The sequence below is a fragment of the Prochlorococcus marinus str. MIT 0912 genome (genome assembly GCF_027359595.1).
Lineage (GTDB): Bacteria > Cyanobacteriota > Cyanobacteriia > PCC-6307 > Cyanobiaceae > Prochlorococcus_B > Prochlorococcus_B marinus_C.
The window spans coordinates 455,577-474,278 of record NZ_CP114783.1 but is presented as its reverse complement, the minus strand read 5'-3'; the positions used below and the strand labels follow the sequence as shown (position 1 = coordinate 474,278).

Annotated in this window: 39 protein-coding genes; 25 read left to right on the top strand and 14 right to left on the bottom strand. The window is 33.2% G+C overall.

The annotated features are described in order from the left end of the window. The first annotated feature begins 191 nt into the window (after nt 1-191). The 3 genes from O5640_RS02855 to O5640_RS02845 all read left to right on the top strand — a co-directional run bounded on the left by O5640_RS02855 (nt 192) and on the right by O5640_RS02845 (nt 1,085). Complete coding sequence (locus O5640_RS02855) at nt 192-407, top strand: hypothetical protein (protein WP_269613117.1); 216 nt, start codon at nt 192-194, stop codon at nt 405-407. Nucleotides 408-409: 2 nt separating this feature from the next. Next, nucleotides 410-673 carry a DUF1651 domain-containing protein gene (locus tag O5640_RS02850; protein ID WP_269613116.1) on the top strand — a complete coding sequence of 88 codons (264 nt, stop codon included), beginning with the start codon at nt 410-412 and terminating at the stop codon, nt 671-673. A gap of 235 nt (nt 674-908) precedes the next feature. Next, nucleotides 909-1,085, top strand: coding sequence for a DUF4278 domain-containing protein (locus O5640_RS02845; protein ID WP_413390785.1), 177 nt, complete (start codon nt 909-911; stop codon nt 1,083-1,085). Between the two features lie 103 nt (nt 1,086-1,188). Here the strand turns inward: O5640_RS02845 and O5640_RS02840 are convergent, their stop codons facing one another. From O5640_RS02840 to O5640_RS02830, 3 genes are all read right to left on the bottom strand, one after another. Continuing rightward, on the bottom strand, nt 1,189-1,353 hold the full coding sequence (locus O5640_RS02840) for a hypothetical protein (protein ID WP_269613115.1): 165 nt from the start codon (nt 1,351-1,353) through the stop codon (nt 1,189-1,191). 509 nt (nt 1,354-1,862) lie between these two features. Further along, nucleotides 1,863-2,180 (bottom strand): hypothetical protein, encoded by a 318-nt coding sequence (locus tag O5640_RS02835; RefSeq protein WP_269613113.1) that lies wholly within the window; start codon nt 2,178-2,180, stop codon nt 1,863-1,865. A 119-nt stretch (nt 2,181-2,299) separates the two neighbouring features. Beyond that, complete coding sequence (locus O5640_RS02830) at nt 2,300-2,521, bottom strand: hypothetical protein (protein ID WP_269613112.1); 222 nt, start codon at nt 2,519-2,521, stop codon at nt 2,300-2,302. 100 nt (nt 2,522-2,621) lie between these two features. On the opposite strand from O5640_RS02830, the gene pip reads away from it, so the two are divergent. Next, complete coding sequence (gene pip / locus O5640_RS02825; protein WP_269613111.1) at nt 2,622-3,572, top strand: prolyl aminopeptidase; 951 nt, start codon at nt 2,622-2,624, stop codon at nt 3,570-3,572. Between the two features lie 92 nt (nt 3,573-3,664). Here the strand turns inward: pip and O5640_RS02820 are convergent, their stop codons facing one another. Further along, nucleotides 3,665-3,889: a hypothetical protein gene (locus O5640_RS02820; RefSeq protein WP_269610561.1), complete on the bottom strand. Its 225-nt coding sequence runs from the start codon at nt 3,887-3,889 to the stop codon at nt 3,665-3,667. 796 nt (nt 3,890-4,685) lie between these two features. Between O5640_RS02820 and O5640_RS02815 the strand changes: the two genes are divergently transcribed. The 3 genes from O5640_RS02815 (at nt 4,686) to O5640_RS02805 (ending at nt 6,027) form a co-directional block, all read left to right on the top strand. Continuing rightward, the gene (locus tag O5640_RS02815) at nt 4,686-4,862 is read left to right on the top strand and encodes a hypothetical protein (protein WP_269613110.1); all 177 of its coding nucleotides are present in this window, start codon (nt 4,686-4,688) and stop codon (nt 4,860-4,862) included. 457 nt (nt 4,863-5,319) lie between these two features. Further along, nucleotides 5,320-5,553: a DUF1651 domain-containing protein gene (locus O5640_RS02810; RefSeq protein ID WP_269613109.1), complete on the top strand. Its 234-nt coding sequence runs from the start codon at nt 5,320-5,322 to the stop codon at nt 5,551-5,553. 186 nt (nt 5,554-5,739) lie between these two features. Further along, the gene (locus O5640_RS02805) at nt 5,740-6,027 is read left to right on the top strand and encodes a hypothetical protein (RefSeq protein WP_269613108.1); all 288 of its coding nucleotides are present in this window, start codon (nt 5,740-5,742) and stop codon (nt 6,025-6,027) included. Between the two features lie 191 nt (nt 6,028-6,218). Here the strand turns inward: O5640_RS02805 and O5640_RS02800 are convergent, their stop codons facing one another. Genes O5640_RS02800 through O5640_RS02790 form a run of 3 tightly spaced genes read right to left on the bottom strand, consistent with a single transcriptional unit; the run spans nt 6,219 to nt 6,959 of the window. Then, nucleotides 6,219-6,359: a hypothetical protein gene (locus tag O5640_RS02800; RefSeq protein ID WP_269613107.1), complete on the bottom strand. Its 141-nt coding sequence runs from the start codon at nt 6,357-6,359 to the stop codon at nt 6,219-6,221. Continuing rightward, nucleotides 6,359-6,607: a hypothetical protein gene (locus O5640_RS02795; protein WP_269613106.1), complete on the bottom strand. Its 249-nt coding sequence runs from the start codon at nt 6,605-6,607 to the stop codon at nt 6,359-6,361. Before O5640_RS02795 ends, O5640_RS02800 begins: the two co-directional genes overlap by 1 nt. 22 nt (nt 6,608-6,629) lie before the next feature. Beyond that, entirely contained in the window at nt 6,630-6,959 is a 330-nt protein-coding gene (locus O5640_RS02790) for a hypothetical protein (protein ID WP_269613105.1), read from the bottom strand. Between the two features lie 316 nt (nt 6,960-7,275). Here O5640_RS02790 and O5640_RS02785 point away from each other — a divergent pair, with 316 nt between their 5' ends. Beyond that, nucleotides 7,276-7,470: a hypothetical protein gene (locus O5640_RS02785; protein ID WP_269613104.1), complete on the top strand. Its 195-nt coding sequence runs from the start codon at nt 7,276-7,278 to the stop codon at nt 7,468-7,470. Between the two features lie 77 nt (nt 7,471-7,547). On the opposite strand, the gene O5640_RS02780 is transcribed toward O5640_RS02785, so the two are convergent. The 3 genes from O5640_RS02780 to O5640_RS02770 all read right to left on the bottom strand — a co-directional run bounded on the left by O5640_RS02780 (nt 7,548) and on the right by O5640_RS02770 (nt 8,842). After that, nucleotides 7,548-7,928 carry a hypothetical protein gene (locus O5640_RS02780; RefSeq protein ID WP_269613103.1) on the bottom strand — a complete coding sequence of 127 codons (381 nt, stop codon included), beginning with the start codon at nt 7,926-7,928 and terminating at the stop codon, nt 7,548-7,550. A gap of 138 nt (nt 7,929-8,066) precedes the next feature. Then, entirely contained in the window at nt 8,067-8,480 is a 414-nt protein-coding gene (locus O5640_RS02775; RefSeq protein WP_219045892.1) for a DUF1499 domain-containing protein, read from the bottom strand. A gap of 191 nt (nt 8,481-8,671) precedes the next feature. Next, entirely contained in the window at nt 8,672-8,842 is a 171-nt protein-coding gene (locus O5640_RS02770) for a hypothetical protein (protein WP_269605936.1), read from the bottom strand. 235 nt (nt 8,843-9,077) lie between these two features. On the opposite strand from O5640_RS02770, the gene O5640_RS02765 reads away from it, so the two are divergent. The 3 genes from O5640_RS02765 (at nt 9,078) to O5640_RS02755 (ending at nt 10,315) form a co-directional block, all read left to right on the top strand. After that, on the top strand, nt 9,078-9,281 hold the full coding sequence (locus O5640_RS02765; RefSeq protein ID WP_269613101.1) for a hypothetical protein: 204 nt from the start codon (nt 9,078-9,080) through the stop codon (nt 9,279-9,281). A 6-nt stretch (nt 9,282-9,287) separates the two neighbouring features. Then, nucleotides 9,288-9,494, top strand: a complete 207-nt coding sequence (locus O5640_RS02760) for a hypothetical protein (RefSeq protein WP_269613100.1) — start codon at nt 9,288-9,290, stop codon at nt 9,492-9,494. Nucleotides 9,495-9,838: 344 nt separating this feature from the next. Next, nucleotides 9,839-10,315, top strand: a complete 477-nt coding sequence (locus tag O5640_RS02755) for a hypothetical protein (RefSeq protein ID WP_269613098.1) — start codon at nt 9,839-9,841, stop codon at nt 10,313-10,315. A gap of 60 nt (nt 10,316-10,375) precedes the next feature. On the opposite strand, the gene O5640_RS02750 is transcribed toward O5640_RS02755, so the two are convergent. Further along, a complete protein-coding gene (locus O5640_RS02750; protein ID WP_219045883.1) occupies nt 10,376-10,660 on the bottom strand; it encodes an inward rectifier potassium channel in 285 nt (94 codons plus the stop codon). Between the two features lie 193 nt (nt 10,661-10,853). Here O5640_RS02750 and O5640_RS02745 point away from each other — a divergent pair, with 193 nt between their 5' ends. The 9 genes from O5640_RS02745 (at nt 10,854) to O5640_RS02705 (ending at nt 13,800) form a co-directional block, all read left to right on the top strand. Further along, on the top strand, nt 10,854-11,222 hold the full coding sequence (locus tag O5640_RS02745) for a hypothetical protein (protein ID WP_269613095.1): 369 nt from the start codon (nt 10,854-10,856) through the stop codon (nt 11,220-11,222). 190 nt (nt 11,223-11,412) lie between these two features. Continuing rightward, nucleotides 11,413-11,658, top strand: a complete 246-nt coding sequence (locus tag O5640_RS02740) for a hypothetical protein (RefSeq protein WP_269613093.1) — start codon at nt 11,413-11,415, stop codon at nt 11,656-11,658. A 235-nt stretch (nt 11,659-11,893) separates the two neighbouring features. Beyond that, nucleotides 11,894-12,064, top strand: coding sequence for a non-structural protein (NS2)-like protein (locus O5640_RS02735; RefSeq protein WP_269613092.1), 171 nt, complete (start codon nt 11,894-11,896; stop codon nt 12,062-12,064). A gap of 7 nt (nt 12,065-12,071) precedes the next feature. Further along, nucleotides 12,072-12,803, top strand: a complete 732-nt coding sequence (locus O5640_RS02730; RefSeq protein ID WP_269613090.1) for a type 1 glutamine amidotransferase — start codon at nt 12,072-12,074, stop codon at nt 12,801-12,803. Nucleotides 12,804-12,836: 33 nt separating this feature from the next. After that, nucleotides 12,837-13,037, top strand: coding sequence for a hypothetical protein (locus tag O5640_RS02725; RefSeq protein ID WP_219045872.1), 201 nt, complete (start codon nt 12,837-12,839; stop codon nt 13,035-13,037). 132 nt (nt 13,038-13,169) lie between these two features. Next, a complete protein-coding gene (locus O5640_RS02720; RefSeq protein WP_011823186.1) occupies nt 13,170-13,376 on the top strand; it encodes a chlorophyll a/b-binding protein in 207 nt (68 codons plus the stop codon). Nucleotides 13,377-13,409: 33 nt separating this feature from the next. Continuing rightward, on the top strand, nt 13,410-13,529 hold the full coding sequence (locus tag O5640_RS02715; RefSeq protein WP_011294968.1) for a high light inducible protein: 120 nt from the start codon (nt 13,410-13,412) through the stop codon (nt 13,527-13,529). Next, complete coding sequence (locus O5640_RS02710) at nt 13,529-13,675, top strand: high light inducible protein (protein WP_269613088.1); 147 nt, start codon at nt 13,529-13,531, stop codon at nt 13,673-13,675. The genes O5640_RS02715 and O5640_RS02710 overlap by 1 nt, the downstream gene beginning before the upstream one ends. Beyond that, on the top strand, nt 13,675-13,800 hold the full coding sequence (locus O5640_RS02705) for a chlorophyll a/b-binding protein (RefSeq protein WP_011294605.1): 126 nt from the start codon (nt 13,675-13,677) through the stop codon (nt 13,798-13,800). Before O5640_RS02710 ends, O5640_RS02705 begins: the two co-directional genes overlap by 1 nt. A 147-nt stretch (nt 13,801-13,947) precedes the next feature. Here O5640_RS02705 and O5640_RS02700 read toward each other — a convergent pair whose 3' ends face one another. The 3 genes from O5640_RS02700 to O5640_RS02690 all read right to left on the bottom strand — a co-directional run bounded on the left by O5640_RS02700 (nt 13,948) and on the right by O5640_RS02690 (nt 14,990). Beyond that, on the bottom strand, nt 13,948-14,124 hold the full coding sequence (locus O5640_RS02700) for a hypothetical protein (RefSeq protein WP_269613087.1): 177 nt from the start codon (nt 14,122-14,124) through the stop codon (nt 13,948-13,950). 114 nt (nt 14,125-14,238) lie between these two features. Continuing rightward, nucleotides 14,239-14,631 (bottom strand): DUF3804 family protein, encoded by a 393-nt coding sequence (locus O5640_RS02695; RefSeq protein WP_158466735.1) that lies wholly within the window; start codon nt 14,629-14,631, stop codon nt 14,239-14,241. Nucleotides 14,632-14,774: 143 nt separating this feature from the next. Next, entirely contained in the window at nt 14,775-14,990 is a 216-nt protein-coding gene (locus tag O5640_RS02690) for a hypothetical protein (RefSeq protein WP_269613086.1), read from the bottom strand. A gap of 442 nt (nt 14,991-15,432) precedes the next feature. Here O5640_RS02690 and purT point away from each other — a divergent pair, with 442 nt between their 5' ends. The 5 genes from purT (at nt 15,433) to O5640_RS02665 (ending at nt 18,633) form a co-directional block, all read left to right on the top strand. Next, nucleotides 15,433-16,596 (top strand): formate-dependent phosphoribosylglycinamide formyltransferase, encoded by a 1,164-nt coding sequence (gene purT / locus O5640_RS02685; protein ID WP_269613084.1) that lies wholly within the window; start codon nt 15,433-15,435, stop codon nt 16,594-16,596. Continuing rightward, nucleotides 16,589-16,846 carry a hypothetical protein gene (locus O5640_RS02680; RefSeq protein WP_269613083.1) on the top strand — a complete coding sequence of 86 codons (258 nt, stop codon included), beginning with the start codon at nt 16,589-16,591 and terminating at the stop codon, nt 16,844-16,846. Before purT ends, O5640_RS02680 begins: the two co-directional genes overlap by 8 nt. Nucleotides 16,847-17,468: 622 nt before the next feature. After that, on the top strand, nt 17,469-17,639 hold the full coding sequence (locus O5640_RS02675) for a DUF4278 domain-containing protein (RefSeq protein WP_269613082.1): 171 nt from the start codon (nt 17,469-17,471) through the stop codon (nt 17,637-17,639). Between the two features lie 381 nt (nt 17,640-18,020). Continuing rightward, nucleotides 18,021-18,197, top strand: a complete 177-nt coding sequence (locus O5640_RS02670) for a hypothetical protein (RefSeq protein WP_269613081.1) — start codon at nt 18,021-18,023, stop codon at nt 18,195-18,197. A gap of 166 nt (nt 18,198-18,363) precedes the next feature. After that, nucleotides 18,364-18,633, top strand: coding sequence for a hypothetical protein (locus O5640_RS02665; protein ID WP_269613079.1), 270 nt, complete (start codon nt 18,364-18,366; stop codon nt 18,631-18,633). Nucleotides 18,634-18,702 lie beyond the last annotated feature (69 nt).

Sequence of the window (18,702 nt, the reverse complement as noted above, 5' to 3'; positions counted from 1 at the left end):
TCCTAGTTATGTTCCACGTAATTGATTCAAATTTAAAAACATTTTAGCAATGACAGCAATTAATAAAATTATTGCCGCTAAGCTTTTAGTTTTAATAAACCTTCCTGTTTTGCTTTTAATAGCAGGTGTTTACCAAATAGGTTCTGCAGTAATAGTTTAATTATTGTTTTAGCTAAATATTGTTTCTAGTTATGGCCAAATGGATTCCGTCCCAAAAGCAAAAGTCAGGTTTAATAAGTAGAACATTCGAATTTTTTATTGATGAGTTAGCTGAATTGCAGGATGAACTTGATTGCCCAGATGAATTCATATGTGATTTCCTTGAGGTTGTTAAAAACCGTTGGTCACCAGATAGTTGTCATTCAAAGGCTAGGCAGCATAAAAGAGATAATCCAAGCTCCTACTGAAAATGCAAAATGAAAGTTGGCTTGTGAAAAAAGATCGAGTCTGGGCAATGAGGTTTTTAAAAGATAAACACCCTGATGAAGACGGAACTACATACATAAGGGTTCACTACGCTAGCTGCAGGCTCAGATTCCTACACGGCATTACTCCTCATGTTCAATTACATGAAAGTGAGAAGCTAACTTATGAAAAAGCAAGAGACCTATGGAGGTCGTCAGTGGAATCAGAATGGGAAGTCTCTAAGAAACCCTTATGGGAGACCTCTTAAAGCTTAAAAAAATTAGCAGAATTCTCTTTTAAGTTGATATTTAAGAAAAAATGATTTTGAAATTTGAGTATATACCACTAGATAGTTTTGTATCCAAATGAACTACACGTTCCATCCATGCATAACATAATAGTTTTTGTAGCAACCGCTACCAAAACGTTCAACTCGTTTTATTGCGAGCCGCATCTCGATTTAAGCCAAGGAACGGGGACTTAAATCAACATTCGGAGTATGGATGATGACAACTCTTCTATATCGTGGACAAAACTATGTCCAGCACAAAGAGCAAAAAGCTCAAAAGGATTGTGTTGAGCTGACTTACAGGCGTAATCACTACAACACATGCAGAAGCGATGCTAAGTCTGAGCTAAATTCCCAATTGGCTTATCGCGGTCATCGCTATCAACATTAGTTTGTTAACTCTTTTTATTAGGCCCTGCTAGGCAGGGCTTTTTTTTGCTTAGATAATTCTTGTTTGGTTGAACAGCTATTAACACGTACAAAGTTTATTTTTGTTAGCCCTCATAAATTTTGCATGTAGATGCTGTTGGATGATTACTACATTCTTTTTCCCAAAACTCATCTCTACTTTCATTGGGAACCGTGTAAGAGAAATCATGCATTGTTCGAATATCACTTAATGCATTTTTAATTATGTTCAAAGGAGTTTTTAGTTTCATAACCCTCCATATCGGTATATAGATGTTCTAATCGATATTGTTAAATTTATACACCTCGGCTTTTACTCAAGTAAAATTAACTAGTAGTCGATTAACGAATCAAGGATAAGAATTATAGGAGTAGAGGCTATGGTTAAAGCTTTACCATGTTAAGTAAATATAGTCTGTGGTTATTATCAGTCAAAAATCAATTGATTGTCTCATTTTCTAAATTGTTGTGTAGGAATGAAAAATCTTTGATTGAACCATGGTAAACGCATTTGACATCTATTTACCAATCTGGATATAAGTAATCGTCGCCTATGGGCTCTTAATAGAATTGACCAACTTCAATTCCATAAAAATATTTTGATAGTTTGGCGAAAAAATTTTGCATTTAAATAAAATAACGGTCTGTGCAGACTCAGACCGTTAATGAACTACTTCTTTCCTATATAAATACATTATTATATTTAGCGCGATAGTGAGGAATACCCAAATAATTTGTTTGAGGACAAGCTTAGTTTGTATTAATCGGAATAAGAACTGATAAAGGAAGGCGGCTCAAATTTTCTTTGGAATTTAAATAATGTATTTACTTTATTTTTTAAAAAGGAACCAAAACCCAAATCAATAAAAATATATAGAAATAGGGAATAGCAAAAAACCACATAGAAAATCAGATGACATATGAATGTGTCTATGAGATTAGATTCTTTTTCATTAGTTGTTTGTTCTTCAACATCTATCTTGGGCGACTTAAAATCACTTATTGAATTAGTAGCTATTGACTCAACCCAGCCAAACTGAGCTAGTTCTTGATCGATTATTTTTAGCGTTGAAGTCATAAATAAGAATAATTTTCAAATATTTATCTTTTTATCGTGTTAAAAATCATGTTCTAGGCCAACGTTACATTTTTTAGTTATTTATCTAATTTTGCTTGAAGACGAACACATGATTCCAGTTAATTTCTTCCATTGCATCTTTGAACTGCAAGCATGTTTGCATCCCCATGATTCTTTTCTGATCTCCAAATCTTATTTGAAGTTTGACCAATACAAGCAACTTCAGCTGCATTCTTTATTCCTACTGGTACTTGAGTTAAAGCTAAGATCATTAAGGCAAAACCTGTTCCAGGGGCATGAATATTTAACCGAAAGCTTTTGAGCCAATTTTTCTTAGGCATTGATCAAATCATTTTTAATAATCCTTTATAGCTAATTTTGTTATGTATGCTTGAGTTAAATGAAATGTCTCAAAAGCAAAAGACGAAAATTTAATTAAAAATGTTATTTCCAGAAATAGAACCTAAGGAACAAGGGATATTGAAAGTGAGCCCTCTACACTCAATTTACTGGGAAAGAAGTGGCAATCCAAATGGATCCTCTGTCTTGATTGTTCATGGAGGCCCCGGGGGTGGAAGTAGTCCTTCTTATAGAAGATATTTTGACCCAAAGAAATTCAATATCGTTCAATTTGATCAAAGAGGATGCGGTAGATCTTCTCCTCATTCAGAGTTAAAAGAAAATACGACACATCATTTAATTGAAGACATTGAAAAATTAAGACAACTCTTGAAAATTGAATCATGGCATGTCTTTGGGGGCTCATGGGGCTCAACATTAAGCTTGATTTATGCCATTCAACACACGGAAAAAGTTTTAAGTCTTACTCTTAGGGGTATATTTTTGTGCAGAAAAACCGAATTAAGTTGGTTCTATCAAAAAGGTGCAAGTGAGATTTTTCCTGAAGAATTTGATCTTTATCAGTCTGTTATTCCGCAAAATGAGAGAGGCGATTTGATTAATGCTTTCTATAAGAGATTAACCAGTCAAGATAGGTCTGAAAGAGCCAAAGCGGCACATGCTTGGACGAGATGGGAAATGTCAACAAGCTTTCTCATGCCAAAAGAATTATCCATTAAAAAAGCTGCAAATGATAATTTCTCAGATTCTTTTGCGCGTATAGAATGTCATTATTTTGTTAATAACATTTTTCTAGAGGAAAATTATATTTTAAAAAACATTACTAAGCTAAAAGATATTCCTGTTTCGATTGTTCAGGGAAGATATGACGTGGTTTGTCCCATGAGAAGTGCATGGGATCTTAATAAATCATTGCCCTCTTCAAAACTTTATGTAATCGATAGTGCAGGACACTCAATGAAAGAGATTGGAATTTCTAAAAAATTAATTGAGTTGACGAATGAGTTAGCTAATTCCTCCTCTAACCTCTAATTTTCAGTAGCTGTTACATGATCTTAATGATATTTAATTAATCCTACAACCATTAAAAATTAAAAGAAAATCGTTTAAATCCACTCATAGATTTAATCTTGCTTGCTGTCTTTTTTTAAATCGCCAATAGCTTTTACTGGGAACTTCATACCCTGTCTCCATACAGCTGTAATGATTAAAGCAATAAAGGCAATAATGGGTATGAATCTAAGTACTTCCATCGTTGATGGTTCCGCAACTAATGATTTAAAAGGATCACTAAGAGATACGGGAACGACCTCGTATGAATTTGCTAGTTCATTTAGATCTACTTGCATTTTTTTTTTTTTTTGGAGAGATTATTTCTGAACCTTATAAAAAAAAAATGCGTATTTTCTTTTGACTCGTTTGTTTGTGATTTGTATGTAAAAAATATACCTGAACAAGTAAATAAAGCTAATCCTTTAGGTGATTTTAGGTTTATTAACCCGCTTCCTTTGACTTATTGATACTCTGATAAATTCATATTTGCACATCTTTTATTATAGATATTTTATTTGGTCAACCCGGAAAAGAGAAAGAACCAAGTAAAGATAATTATATTTAGTCCAACTGTTAAAGATATTGCGATCACTTTATAAGTGTTTCCAACTTCCTCAGATTCTTGATTGAGCTTTATTCTTTTCATTTCGCTTCTTTGTCAATAAACTTCTGATTCACTCTCTGACTATAGCTATAGGATGAGAGGTGTCATTTCCCTTTTGCTTAATAACATGAATCTTTCTTTTGACACGGCTTAGATTCTTTGCCCATTAAGTTAAAACCAGTTCATGGTTACTTCATGAATTTTATATGTATTAGGAGTATTTGTATTTAAAGTGAGGATTACTGGTTTGGTGAAAAGTGCATGATAAGCATTTAGTTGATCCGGTCTCTTTGAGTCGGATTTGAAAGATCGATATCTATATACCAATTTTAATTGGCTATCTAAAATAAAAAAACAAAACCTAGCTTTAGCTTTAAAATTTATTTTTATTAAGTTTGTGTGTTTTGCACTTGATTCAACGTCAATGGATTTATTTACTGATTGATAAAAATTTTTTAGGAGCTAAAAATGAATAGTTACTGATTAATATGAACAGATCTCAAATTGCGGCCCCCCCGTTTCTAAAAGGTTCTACTGAGGTTAAAATCATTGAACGAAGTTGGGGCATTGAAAGGTGCTACGTAACACCGGATGGGGAGAAGGTTTGCACACCAGCTCCGTTTTTAACAAATCATCGAAACCTAGATTGGACTTGCTTTGCTTAAATAGTTTTCTAGTCACAAATAATTTAATAACTGTTCAAATCGAATTTTGATTTTGAAATCTTTGCTTTATTTTTTCTTAATCCGTCTTCTCCTTCTGACATCAGAAGAATTGATGCAAAACCTGTTATTAATAAAATCCCAAACATTATTACGTGATAAGGAATTAACATTTTAATTTAACTTTTTTTTGAATTTAGCTACTACCACACATCGTATGTTGTAGTGCAATGCGAATATTTTTAGGGTAGTTTCACCCATGCATTAAATTTTTTGTTGATCTTAAAATTCAAGTATCTGAAATATCCATCAACACTATGAAATTGTTTACTCCATTCAGCATTCCTAAGTCTGATATGACAGCTCTGCCGAAACGGAAAAACAAAGCTACATCCAAAAAGTCCCATTAAAACACCAACAACGTCTATGGTGCATTTGTACTTTTAACTTGTTTGCTGTTATGAAGCGAGATGGTTGGATTAGGAAAGTAAATGGAATATGGATACTTAGGTTTAGATATGATTGGGAGAGCTGGGATCAAAACCCTAAGGTTTGGATTGAGAGGGGAAGGCTTGAATCAAATGGACCCCCGCTTTTAAAAAATCGCAAGAGGATGAGAAGAGGTTTGGCAATAAAACTATGGAGGAAATTATTGTCAACTGGATGGAGACGTATTCCCCCACAGTGGGATTAATAATAAAACGATGAAGTTCTTATTATTTTCAAGTTAAATTAGCTTTTATACTTTATCTTTTCCATTTCAAAGGTAAAATCTGTCCAACATTTGATTTCGCAGACTACTTAATGTATAGATTTTGAACATCTCATCACTATTTAAAAGTAAATTCATTAGGTTGGATTTTCAAATAAACAAATAATCATGACATCGGACATTGAATACTATAAGCAACTGTCTAAAAAAGTTAGTACAAAGCAAGATAAAATTAATTTCTTTGATCAAAATCAAAAGGCATTTTACGTAGATATTTATTCTGATAGTTGGTCAAAGATGATGCTGGAATATGCTAAAGCAGAGAATCTAAGTTCAGAGCAATTAAATAAAATTGAGGAAATGAAATGGATTGAGATGCCTGAACATCTTAAGCTTTTTGCTTATGATTTCTGTATTCTTAATGGATTTGTTTTTACTGGAGTAGGAAGTAAATAATACTGATTATCTTTCGATTAAAAAATATTTAGGCGCTTGTTCATTTGATTGATTTGCCACTTGTCGTTTTAAGTAGATTGATTTTTTTATTGTAATTGCTCTAGTAATCCGTCAGATGCCTTTTGCCTCTAGGTTCATTGAGTCCTAAATAGTGCACGTACAAAGCTTTTTAATTTTTTAGAAGATGCAATTTATGTTTTCTTTTTCGTCCTTTTGCTTTTTGGCCCAAATCCGTCTTTAAAGTCCGAACCGGATTTGTTAAACCAAGCCAAGAAGACGGCAATAGATGTTCCAATTAAAGCAGCAATAACCCATTGAGATATTTCATCCATCAGCAAAAAATTTTTCTTCCAGTAGCTGAGTAATAGTAGCAAGTACCATCAGCGCCAATATAAAACATACGGTTTTTGTATTTTGACTTTGAAAATTGTTCAAGTCTTCTTTCATGCATATCGAAGTTTTTTGTATTTAACTCTGGATTTCGTTCTCTTTGTTCATTGGTTCCCTCTTCTACATTCCATGCCAATTTTCTTATGAGCCAAATTGTGGCAATAAAAAAAACAATAACTAATAAATCCATTTACTTTGCAAGAGAAAAGTTGCTAGCAATAGTCTCTCAACTCTCTCCATTTATCTAGCCCTGCTTGAAGATTCTCTATTTCAGTTTTAGAACCATTTGTTTTAAATGCTTTAATCAACGACTCTGTAGCTTCGATTCCATAGCTAGCAGCTTCTCTTTGCCTTGCACAAACTCTGTCTCTGGATCCATCTTTTAAATCTATCTCAATTTCTTTCAGTATGTTGCTTGCTTTCTCTTGTTTTTGATAAAAATCTCTTAAATACATCTCAAATTCCGACTCAGCATTAGCTGATATGACTGAAGAAAATAAGAGAACCAAGGATATTAATAATAAAGGAAATAAGCGTTTCATATTTTCATAATGGCGATCTTGCTAATCTTCACAACCTATTTATATGCAATGTTATATGGGGAACCCGAACACGCAGCACGTATCAAACATTTAGATGATGTATATATGAAATCAAATCAATTTTACCTCTCCGTTTTTTCACGTAAACCATTAGAAATGTGTTTTCTTTTTATTTATTGTGCTTCATTAGCATGCTTCGCTAGTTGATAGATATTTAGATGAACTCACCAAATGAACTATTTCAAAAACCCTTGGCAATGACATTTGCATTTTTGGTTTGTACTTTCATTACTGATTCTTTGGTGGGTAATTTAGTATGAAGATACCTTCGATCAGTTTAAAAAGAACACTTGACGTGACAATGAAGGACGCTTTCCGAAGGATAAAAGAATTAGGTGGGAAAGACAGTCAAGCATTAAGAGAGGAATACAAAGAATGGATAGACGCTAGTGAAGGCGGGAGTAAACACCCTCATGTTCTATATATGAATCAGATGGAACCGAAAAGTTAAATAGATCATTAAAAAGGGGCTTAAGTTGCCCCTTTTTAATCGTCTGACAATCTGAATTTACTAGTAGTGTTTAGATTTTAAGCAGCTAACAATTCTTCCTCCACTGGTAATGTTTGAGTTGTTGACTCATCCAATTCATCACTTCCCTTTATTTCCAGAGAAATAACGTCTCCTGATTCTAGACTCGGCTCGACATTTTGCTCAGAAGCTATTTCCAGATTGGTTTCCATTTTTACTGACGAGGTGATTTCAGATAGAACCACTTGTGCTAACTCAGCTTCTTTAACAACTTGAGACCATGGGTTAACTGTTGCTGCAATGAAGTCCCGATTTGCTTCTGTTTTGTTTCCACGGGTGATGAGTAAGAAAGGAAGGGCAACGGTAAACAGACAGAAAATGGCTAGGAAAAAGTTGGCGATGGCCATTTCTCTACCAGGTTCAAATGCTGCTAGAAGCATAAAAAGAAAAGCAATTTGTATAAAAAATCACTTACTTTTTACGCTTAAGCCATACCTTCGCAAACAAACTTAATCGAAAAATTTATTATGTTCAAAATCAATGACTTTTCAGGGGTATTTAAATTGATTTTTTGTATGTCAGTTAGTGATGTCTCTTTCTGTCATTAGACGATAAGCAAAATCATCAACTCTCTTCTGATTCACACCATTATCTCCAATTCCTACTCTTGATTCTGATCTGACTTGAATAATACCTTTTTCTGGAATTGCTTTGAGCAGTAGATCATCGGTATATCTTCTCCATTTTGTCTTCGCTTCAGCATGAATAAATGAATCAGTCTTTTCAACTATTTTTGTTCTGGCTGTTTCAGAAACTATTTTGGTTGCTTTCTTAAAAGCATTTTCTAAATCATTTACTTTAAAGTCTTCTCTCACGCAGTGCGTTACGACAACACACTCTGGCAGATCAGTTATTATTGCATTTGCTTTATGGGGGGTAATTGTGAGAAGAATAAGAATTGAAAAGAAGAAAGTTAAAAATTGATTAATCATTGATCCAAAAGATCTAGTAAATGAGTTTAAAAACAATACAAATGAATATATCCTAGGTAAAAATTAAATGTGATTTAACTCTACGATTTTTAGGGTTTTATGGCTTGAGAATTATATCTATCAAAGCTGTAAAAAAGAATTATGGATAATTATTGATAAAAAGACTTTTCTAAACCCATCTGAGCATTTTTTTAACTTGCTAATTCATTTCCCCATTCTTTGTGTTTTCTATCTAAATCTACTATTGAATTTTTTTGAGCATTAAGTATTAGTAAGCGATGAACTAGCTCGATTTTGGTTTCAGTTACCTCTTCTGAGTAAAACTTTAGAGGTTGTTCTCCAAGCAAATTGTCGCCGCTCATTAAATAAAAATTTTAAATCATTGGTTTTTTAGGACGAAATAAACTATAAGCATTGGTTTTTAAGGTTTTTTTTCTTTTTGCGTTACATCACTCTTGCTGGTTGTCCCTACCTTTACCATCCATTTAGCAAGAGTAGAAGTGGTTAAAATTTAGTTAGGTAATTTTTCCCTTTTATCGCTTTTCCTCCTGGCGGGTTCATACCAAGCTAGTTCTTCAATTTCTGTTTGATTTAGTAATGCATCCTGTTTTTCACTCTGAATTTATAGGTCTTGATTGGCCCATCCTTTTTTTTGGTCACATCATTATGTTCTGGTCTTTAACTGTAAGACTTGATTGGTCTTGGATTCCGTTAACGGATCATGAGAAACTATGCGGCTCTAAAGGTGATGCATATCGAACTCAAGTGAGTTTATTGGAGAAAACTTTTCAAAATAGCTAAGACCAAATGAAATTACTTCTTGTTTTACCAATATCCTTTTGCTTTTTATTTCCCACAAAAACGCAAGCATCAAGAACTGATCAAGTTAGTTCCGTTTGTGAAAGTTTTGCGGCTGGTAAAATTGATGCCGCAAAAACCTTAGAGGCTTTAGATCTAAATATTGATGATTTTTCAATAGGCGTGAATAATACTGCAAAAATAATTTGTTCGTAGTTTTTGAGTTCTTTTTATTATTTATAGCTATTACATTTAGATAATTATTGATCTTTGACTAAGAAATTGTGGTTGTAAAAAAAGTTGATGTTTATCCAAATAATATAGACTTCAATACTTCTGTATATTATTTATTCTTCCTTTAGTAATACTACTTACACGAAGTAGATCAAATATTCTTTAGGAACAGTATTCTTATCTGATTTTAAATGGATAGCGCATAATGAAACAGATTTATACACTTGTGAAATAATAGTTCTGTATGCAATGCACTGATGTGAAAATGCATACCCAAGTAAATGTAATTTCTAATTTTACTTAATTTTCATTCTCACTAAACAGATATGAATATCGCTCAATCATCGCCTTTGTATGAATATTGGAATTCTGCTCAAGACGATAACGATGAAAAAAAGAGATTGTTAAAGCTTAATTCAAAGGAGCCTGCTTCTAACCTTTTTAGGAACGAACCCTACAAATGGGAGAATCTCTATCAAAGTGTTCTTAATAACGTTATTAGCGGAGATGATTCATCAATAAAAGGATTGATGGTTTTGTTATCTACAATCAGTACAAGGGAGAAAGATATAGCCCTTGACTCTCTAGAGGCTTTGTTAGATAAGCGTATAATTAACAAATTGAGAAATGAAAAATATCAGGATATAAAGTCTAGTAAAAATCTTTATACTGCCTTTAGAATATTGTTGACTATTTTTATCAATCCATATGATTTAGAACTTAAAAAAGAACCAAAACATCTTTATGAGAAAACAGGAATGTTTTTTTATAAATTTAGAAAGATAATTTTATTAAATAAGTGAGATTTATATCTCTTGTCAAACATTTCAAATCTATTAAATTTAAATCTTAGAGAAGGATAACTATTGGAGAGAAAATTTTTCTATTAATTTTCTAAGTTGTTCTGTTCGAGAGTTTTTTTGTGGTCTGGCATCATCAAGTACTGCTGCACAACATAATTGCCATGATGAACCATCTTTTAATTTCAATTCTTTAGAAATATTGACTGGAGCAGAGGTCAAGGAAGTTATTTCATCGATATGCTCGAGGGTCTCCCATAGTTCACTCTCCAAGAAATCTAGTTCAACTTTTGAGAGGAGGTTTGTTGCTATAAAATCTTTGATTAAATCTGTAAGCTCTAAAGACATTTTTCAATTTAATGTAATCGACAAAACCATAGGTTTAATGGAAAGAGCAGTTAGTAAAAATTTATTTGATTTTGAGGATAGCACTTATTTAAATTATTTTTTTACGAGCTGATTTTCAAATTTTATTCTTAAAGACATAACTCAGATAACTACAATATATGAAAGAACTCACTTCCTTAAAGAAAAAATGAGTATGGAGATTACAACTGAATCTGCAAAAAAGGCGCAAAAGGAAGCTGAATGGGCATATAACAAAGCAATGGAAAAGTTTTATTACTCAATGTTGGAGGTTGTTTTCTTAAGGATTAAAAGTCACCTGTCTACGGATGGGCTAAAGAAAGTGGTGGAGATAGATAAAAAAAGAGCTAACAACGAAAATTTGGGAGTTGAATTTAGTCAAAAAACCTGGTCGGTATTAGCAGAAGCATGGACAGATGCAGAAGGTTTGGCGATGACTAAGATCGCTGAACTTTATGGGCTGGAGATATCTGATTTGGATATATCCAAAATTCAAAAGCTTGATGGTAATGATAGTTCTACAAAATGCATTACATCAAAATAACTTTGATGTACATTGAATCTGCTGAATATCTTCACCGATCGATTTGAAGTTACAACAATTAAAAAGGTTCTTGAAAGAAAGAAAAAAGCTACTCAAAAAGAAATATCTTAAGGAACTTGTTGAAAAACAACCAAACTAGCTTTGACTTGAATGGGTGGTATTTATTCCTATGTCGTATTAGTCTAGGTATATGACATATTATGCAAAGTCAAATTATATTCAATACGATGAGTGGTTTGATGACAACATTGATCCGTGCGAATTAGAGTATGAGAAGGAAAAAAAGTTCAGTGATTCTGTTCACGAGAAATTTTATAAAATGTCAAATCATAATTTAATTATCGGTGGATCGGAGTCCGTTGCAGATTTAAATAAATCTGAAAGATGCTCAGGTGGTTTTTGCTCATTAACAGATGATGAACTCAAGCAACTTTAATCAAATGTAAATTAAGAAAAATATGAATTTGAATGATCATTTTTTTATTTATTTAGAAGCGCTTACTTTTATTCTATTGTCTAAAATGTTTCTCCTTTTGTATAGAAGCAATAAATGGTTCCAACGTTCTAGAGCTTTATCTAAAAAAGATGATTGAATTATCTATATGAAATATCTATTATTATTTACTGTCTTTTTGGGCCTAAGCACTCCTTCGGGAGCAGTTACAACCCGAATGTTTAAAGTTCTAGATACTTGTGCAAGATATAGGTTGAAAGAGAAAACTGCTTTAGTCGCAATAAAAGACCTTAAACTCAAATATGAGGGTAAAGATGAAAGTGAGGCAGAGCTGTTTATCAAGTTGTATTGCTCGGTTTTTACGCCAAATGAAAATGTAGACTTTTAATTTATTTATGAGTCGTTTACTTGTTCTTCAGCATTTAGAACGCGAGCGCCCCGGATTGTTTGTCAACCTTGCTGAGGAAAGAGGATTTAGTGTTTGTACTTTTCGTTTGGATCTAGGAGACTCTCTACCAGAACTTAGGAATGGAGATTTACTTTTGGTGTTGGGTGGACCTATGGGTATAAGAGACATTGGTACTTCAACTTATCCATGGCTTGTTGAAGAAATTGGTCTAATAAAAGAAGCCTTAAATCAAGGCGTTGGGTTGATAGGAGTATGCTTGGGTGCTCAACTTTTAGCCTATGCAGCTGGTGGTGATGTTGAAATGATTCAGGATGAGGTATCCCATCAACCATTAGCTGAAATAGGGTGGGACAATATCTTTCCTCAATCACTAGAGGATAACTTTAAATTGACAAGACTTTTAAGACATCCTTTCCCTGTTTTGCATTGGCATGGAGATAGAATTTTATTGCCTAATTCTGCAGAGCTTATTGCTAGTAGTTGTAGATGTAAGGAGCAATTATTTAGTATTGGTCCATTAGCTTATGGGATGCAATTTCACGTTGAGATTGACGATGAGATGGTTGATACGTGGATTTCAGAAGATCATAAACTTATTTCTTCAGCATTAGGGGCAGACGGTCAATCCATTTTAAAACAACAACAAAAAGAATTTGGTCATAAAACATTAGATTCTAGATTAGAGTTTTTAAACACTTTATTTGACCTATTAATCTAAGTAAGATTTTTAGCCGCTTAAATATTTACTAAAATGATTGATGACTTCACACTTGCGCAGTGCAGAAAAGATAGGGAGGTTCTTCAATTAAAAATTAAAAATCTTGAGCATGGTATTAATGAAGCCGAAAAAATGATTGCTGAGTCAAATATGAATGATGAGGCATTAACTTTTTTAAGAAGGAAAGTCGCAGAATCTAATCAGGATTTAGCAATTCTGTATTTAATTCACTAAGTAATCTTCATTGGAATTTTTTATTGAAAATCGACTTTAAGATCTTCATAAAGTGAGTAAGCCGTACCCGACCGTATCTTTCACTTAAAAAATCCATACTTTACATTACTTCACATCAACGCAATTCCAGTAATGACAAGTTCAACCTCATCTCAAGTAATCACTGAGTACGGCAAGCAAAATATCTTTGGCCGTGAAACACAGCCTCAGCTTGTAGAGGACTACACCAGTTATCCAGAAGAAGCAGAAAAGACAAATGGCCGTTGGGCAATGATCGGAATGGTCAGTCTTTTGGTTTCATACTTCACAACAGGTCAAATCATTCCTGGAATTTTCTAAACCAATAACTACTAACAAGTAACTACTAAAACAATGCAACCATCTAACAAAACGATCTTAGAAAGAAGCATCGGCAGACCAGCCATGATGGCATTCGTTCTTCTAACAGGTATCTACCTAACAACCGGTCAACTTATCCCAGGTGTCGTTTAATGACTACTCAAAACAACAGCAACAGAAACATCGATCCTGAAAAGGTAACAGCAGAAAGGCTTAACGGCTATGCAGCATTATTTGGATGCATTGCTCTAGTCGGTGCTTATGCCACAACCGGTCAAATCATTCCAGGTTTCGTGTAATGAACAAAGAAACTAACTACTGGAAAACAGCAGAGCAAATGAATGGTCGTCTAGCGATGATGGGCTTCTTTGCTGCAGTGATTAACTACGGAATAACAGGTTGGATCATTCCAGGAATTGTTTAGTCCTTAGTTTTATAACTAATAAAAAGGCCTCTTCTCTGTCATTACGGAAGAGGCTTTTTTAATGGTTTTTTGTTTGATTAGCGCGTGATTAACGCAATGTAAATTAATTCAGTAATATTGATGATTATCAACTGGATGTAGTTATTACTATTTGATTCTTGTATCTAGGATCAATATATTTTCTACTTTGCAACTACCATTAAGCCACTCTCTAAACTCTTGAGCAATTGCTAGTCTTTCCCTTTTAGGTAGCTTTTGGGCTCTAATTAAGAGCAATGTCATTGAATCTGCAATCAGCTCTTCAACATTTGGCTTTTCTTGCATTTACGACTATTTACTATTTCTCTTTTAAATTATCTATCTTGTTCAATGATTACTTCAGACGTAAGGATATAAATAGAATTTACGAATACTTAACCATTAAGAAGGAAATATAAATTAGTCGTTCCACAAAGTCATATCTGACTGGCCTGAAGATCTTTGCATCCACGCTACTTTCCATTTCTCATCAATCTTTTTAAAAATAGAAGTTACTGTAGGGAGGTCATCATTTTGAGTCCCTTTATAAGTAAATTTTGAACCTAGGGTGAAAACGCACATTGCAGCATTTGAACCTAAGAGTTCAAATTTGTGCACCTTTGTGACTTCTGCGCTTTGTAATACAAGATCTCCTGAGGACCACATCTCTTGAAAACCTTTCGCGTCAATGGGATTTCCGCTTGGTCTTATAAATAAAAAGTCGGGGGTTGCATTGTCCAAAAAGAATGATCCCATTCTCTCTGTTGAGGCAAAGGCTTCTAGGATGGACAGGATTTCTTCTTTAGAAGACATTGATCAATTAAAAACAATAAACTAGGATTACAGAACTGCTCAATATTGGATGTTTTCTTTGCTATCTTTTATTGTTGTGCTAACAATATGATCCAACCCTTTCTATGGAGAAATAGTAAAATAATTGATTTTAACAAGAAAATTTAGGCAGCTTGTTCCGATAAGTCATTTGCGAAAAGAGATATAATTTCACCTTTTGGTGTTTTATAAACTCTCTCTACAATTTCGCCTTCAGTAACGATTACTTTAGTATTTATTGAACCTGAGGGCAATGTCTTAATAGCTGGTACTAGAGCTTCTTTTAAATCTGGGAACTTATCCAAATCCTTGAAGTCTTTAATTTTCTTCTTGGCAACCATTCCAATAAATAAGTCGAAGTTATTCCCCCCTTATTAACTAACTTTTCTCCACTCGTAAAGAGCTTGTATGGCTAATTAGCAATTTATAGGATTAACGTGAAAAATTAGATATGGTTTTTGGATTAGGAATTGCTTTTTTAAGCTTGTTTTCGTTGTTTTCAAACGGTTCTACCTAATGTCCACAATCAATATCATTGCAGTACTCAAAAGTAGTTATCCAAAAATTACTTGTTGTGGTAGAAATATCATTCTTCTATCTTATTGAGTCGAAAAACAATCGCGAATGATCAATTGATTTTATCAATCAACAAAAAGCGCTCTGTTGTACTAAGAATAATTTTTCCCTTTCAGTGTCTCTGTTAATTTCTACTTCTTTTTTTTATTATCAATTCTGTTTAAGAGATATTATATTAATTTATATTTTTGACCTATAGATATGATTATGAACGTTTTTCCAAAGAAAATAATGCTTTTAGGTAGCGGAGAATTAGGTAAAGAGGTGGCAATCGCAGCAAAAAGATTAGGTTGTTATGTTATTGCATGTGACAGATATAATGATGCGCCAGCCATGCAGATAGCTGATCAATTTGAAGTATTAAATATGAATAATGGTAGTGAATTAAAAGAAGTGATATATAAATGTAATCCTGATATAATTATTCCTGAAATTGAGGCTCTTGCAGTAGATGTATTAAAGGAAATCGAAAAAAAAATAACAGTAATACCAAATGCTAGAGCTACTGCGATAACTATGAATAGAGATAAAATAAGAGATTTAGCTGCTAACGAATTAAATATAAGAACTGCAAAATTTAGTTATGCGATGAATCAATCCGAGCTTAATTTTTGTGCAGATGCGATTGGTTATCCGTTATTAATTAAGCCAGTTATGAGTTCTTCAGGTAAAGGACAAAGCTTAGTTAATAATAAAAATGATTTAGTCCAGGCTTGGGATTTGGCTATTGAAAAATCAAGAGGTAAATCAAATAAAATTATATTAGAGGAATTTATTGATTTTGATTTAGAAATTACTTTATTAACTATTAGACAATTTAATGGTAAAACATTATTTTGTGAACCGATAGGACACGAGCAAAAGAATGGAGATTATCAATGTAGTTGGCAACCAGCTACATTAACTGAAAGTGTTTTAGATAAGGCTCAAAAGATAGCCAAATGTGTCACTGATAATCTTGGTGGAGTTGGTTTGTTTGGCGTTGAATTTTTTATTAAGGGTGAGGAGGTGATTTTTTCAGAGCTGTCACCAAGACCACATGACACAGGCTTAGTAACTTTGATTAGCCAAAATTTAAATGAGTTTGAATTACACCTTAGAGCTGTTTTAGGTATCCCAATTCCAGAAATAGTTTGTCATGAAGCTTCTGCGAGCAGAGTGATTTTGGCTTCCCAGAAAACTTCAAACATAGCTTTTACGGGACTTGAAGATGCCTTAAGTCAACCGAATACCGGCGTATTTATATTTGGCAAGCCGAGCTCTACTGAAGGTCGTCGAATGGGAGTAGCTGTAGCAAATGCAGAAACCATCGATGATGCAAAAATTAAAGCTGATAAAGCAGCTCAATCAGTCCAATTTATAAATGAATAATTTTAATTCAGATTGTTTATCTGATTTCATTAAGTGCAAGTCGATTTGGTTTCTATTTTTGACTGAGTTAAATTGGAATCCAAGTGCAATTAACCCTCTTGAGTTGGTCCCTGAATCTTTTTGGCCTGAAGTTACGGATCTCTTAATTGAAGCTAGATATATTGGTCAAAGCAGGAATTATTACCTCAAAGAGTCTGATAAATATATGGATTATTTAAGTAAAGGTGGTAGGCCTTTTAAAGCGGATTGAAAATCATACATATTCTTTTAACTTCTTACCAACTTCCTGTAGCCCCATAATTGTTAACATTTTTGTAACTGACCTTGCCTAACAAAACTAATTTACAAAAGATTTATGGGGATAGAGGATCCAAAACTCCGTTTATTCATTCTTCTTTTAATCAATTTAATAGTGATAGTTGTTTTTAGAAACTGGGTATTAAATAATGAGGCTTTTGTGTGGTTACTAAATGGTTTACCTTCTTGAAATCTTAAGAAAGCATTTGATTCAAACTTTCAAAATATTGCTTCATCTGGGTTTAAGTCGTTAATTACTTTGATAATTTTTGCCATATTAGGATCATTCTTTGTGCTTTAATGACTTTTTTAAGAAGAGGGAAAAGGAGGAAGATTGGTTTATTTTAAAAATGAAAATAGAGGATAAAGAATTAACTTTCTTAGTGATTTAAGGGTGTTTTTTAGTAAGAAATGCAACTATTTCGGCTAACACTACATTATTCACTGTTTTATGTATCACTAAGAACATCGTTTAAAGATAATTTCTGCTAGTGTTTAAAAACGTTCAGCTAAATAACAAGCTGCAGTAAGACTTGAGACATGGAACGGGGTCTTGAGCACTACTAGAAAGAGCAATGACTGTTCTTACTTACAGAGGTCAAGAGTACCTTCAACACAAAGAAGCTACTCCAAAAAAAGTTGTAGAACTTAGTTACAGAAGTAACGTCTACACCTCTAGGCAAGCAGAAGCTAAAAAGCAGGTGCAAGCATCCTTAACTTACAGAGGTAATACTTACCAAAAGTAATTTAAAGGTAATACAAAAGGGGGGGTGATAAATCACCCCCTTTTTTTTATGCTTATTTTCCCAATAGATAACTAGCTGAATAATAGTTTTTGTTCTATGTATTTTTGCCTGAGTTCTATTACTCTGGTTTTATGGGTGGCATCTCATGTAGAAATAAGAATGACTCCGAAATAATCACAATGATTACTCAACAGTCATGGCCTAGTTGCAAGTTGCCTAAAACTCAAAAGGCACTTGAAGCTATTTATTCAATGCTCTGGAAAAGACCAAAGGTGTTTAGATGTTATTACAGGTCAAACTAATAGCTTTATTCAAGGGAAACCGAACACGCAAATCACTTAAAAGTTTTTAAGAATAATAATTGAACCTTTTTTTTTATTAATGCAAAGATTATTTAAATCTAATAGTAGTGTGATGGCCTTGTTTATGTTTTTACCTATTACACCAAGTATTGCAGCTATTACTGTTTTTACACAGTCAGTTTTAAGTGAAAGAAGTTTTGAGTTAACATCTAGTTCTCATCATGAACAGCGAGTGGTTGATGCGACTAGATATTAATGACTAGTTTGCACTTTGAACTACCAGTAAAACTTATTACAATTTATTTTTAGCTCATTAAAGCTTTATTTAAAGTCTTATTAATTTTATCCCGAACTTAGTTTAAATACTCTTTACGTCATGAGATCAGTAGGTTACAAGTCATAAGTAACAGCTACCTTAAAATATGGTTTTAACGAAAAAGTTTAAGGCCTTTGATGACACAATCTTAGATCTGCATCCTGAGTTAAAAGAGGTTCTTAAACCTAATGATCAGTATCCAGAGCTAGAGATTCTTCTAAAAAAAAGAACTGTAAATCTACCTTCTGGGTCCTTGAATACGAAGGTAATTATTAATGATGGAGAAATTGTCGAACGCGTATTCAAGACACCCATGGGCCAAGTCGTCTCGTTATTTTCAAAACCATCAAATGTAATTCTTGACAAAGTTGCTTGATAAGTGATTTTCAACTAATCATGGTTTTTTTGATGTTAGATTCAAGCTGGAGATGATTTAAACACCTTT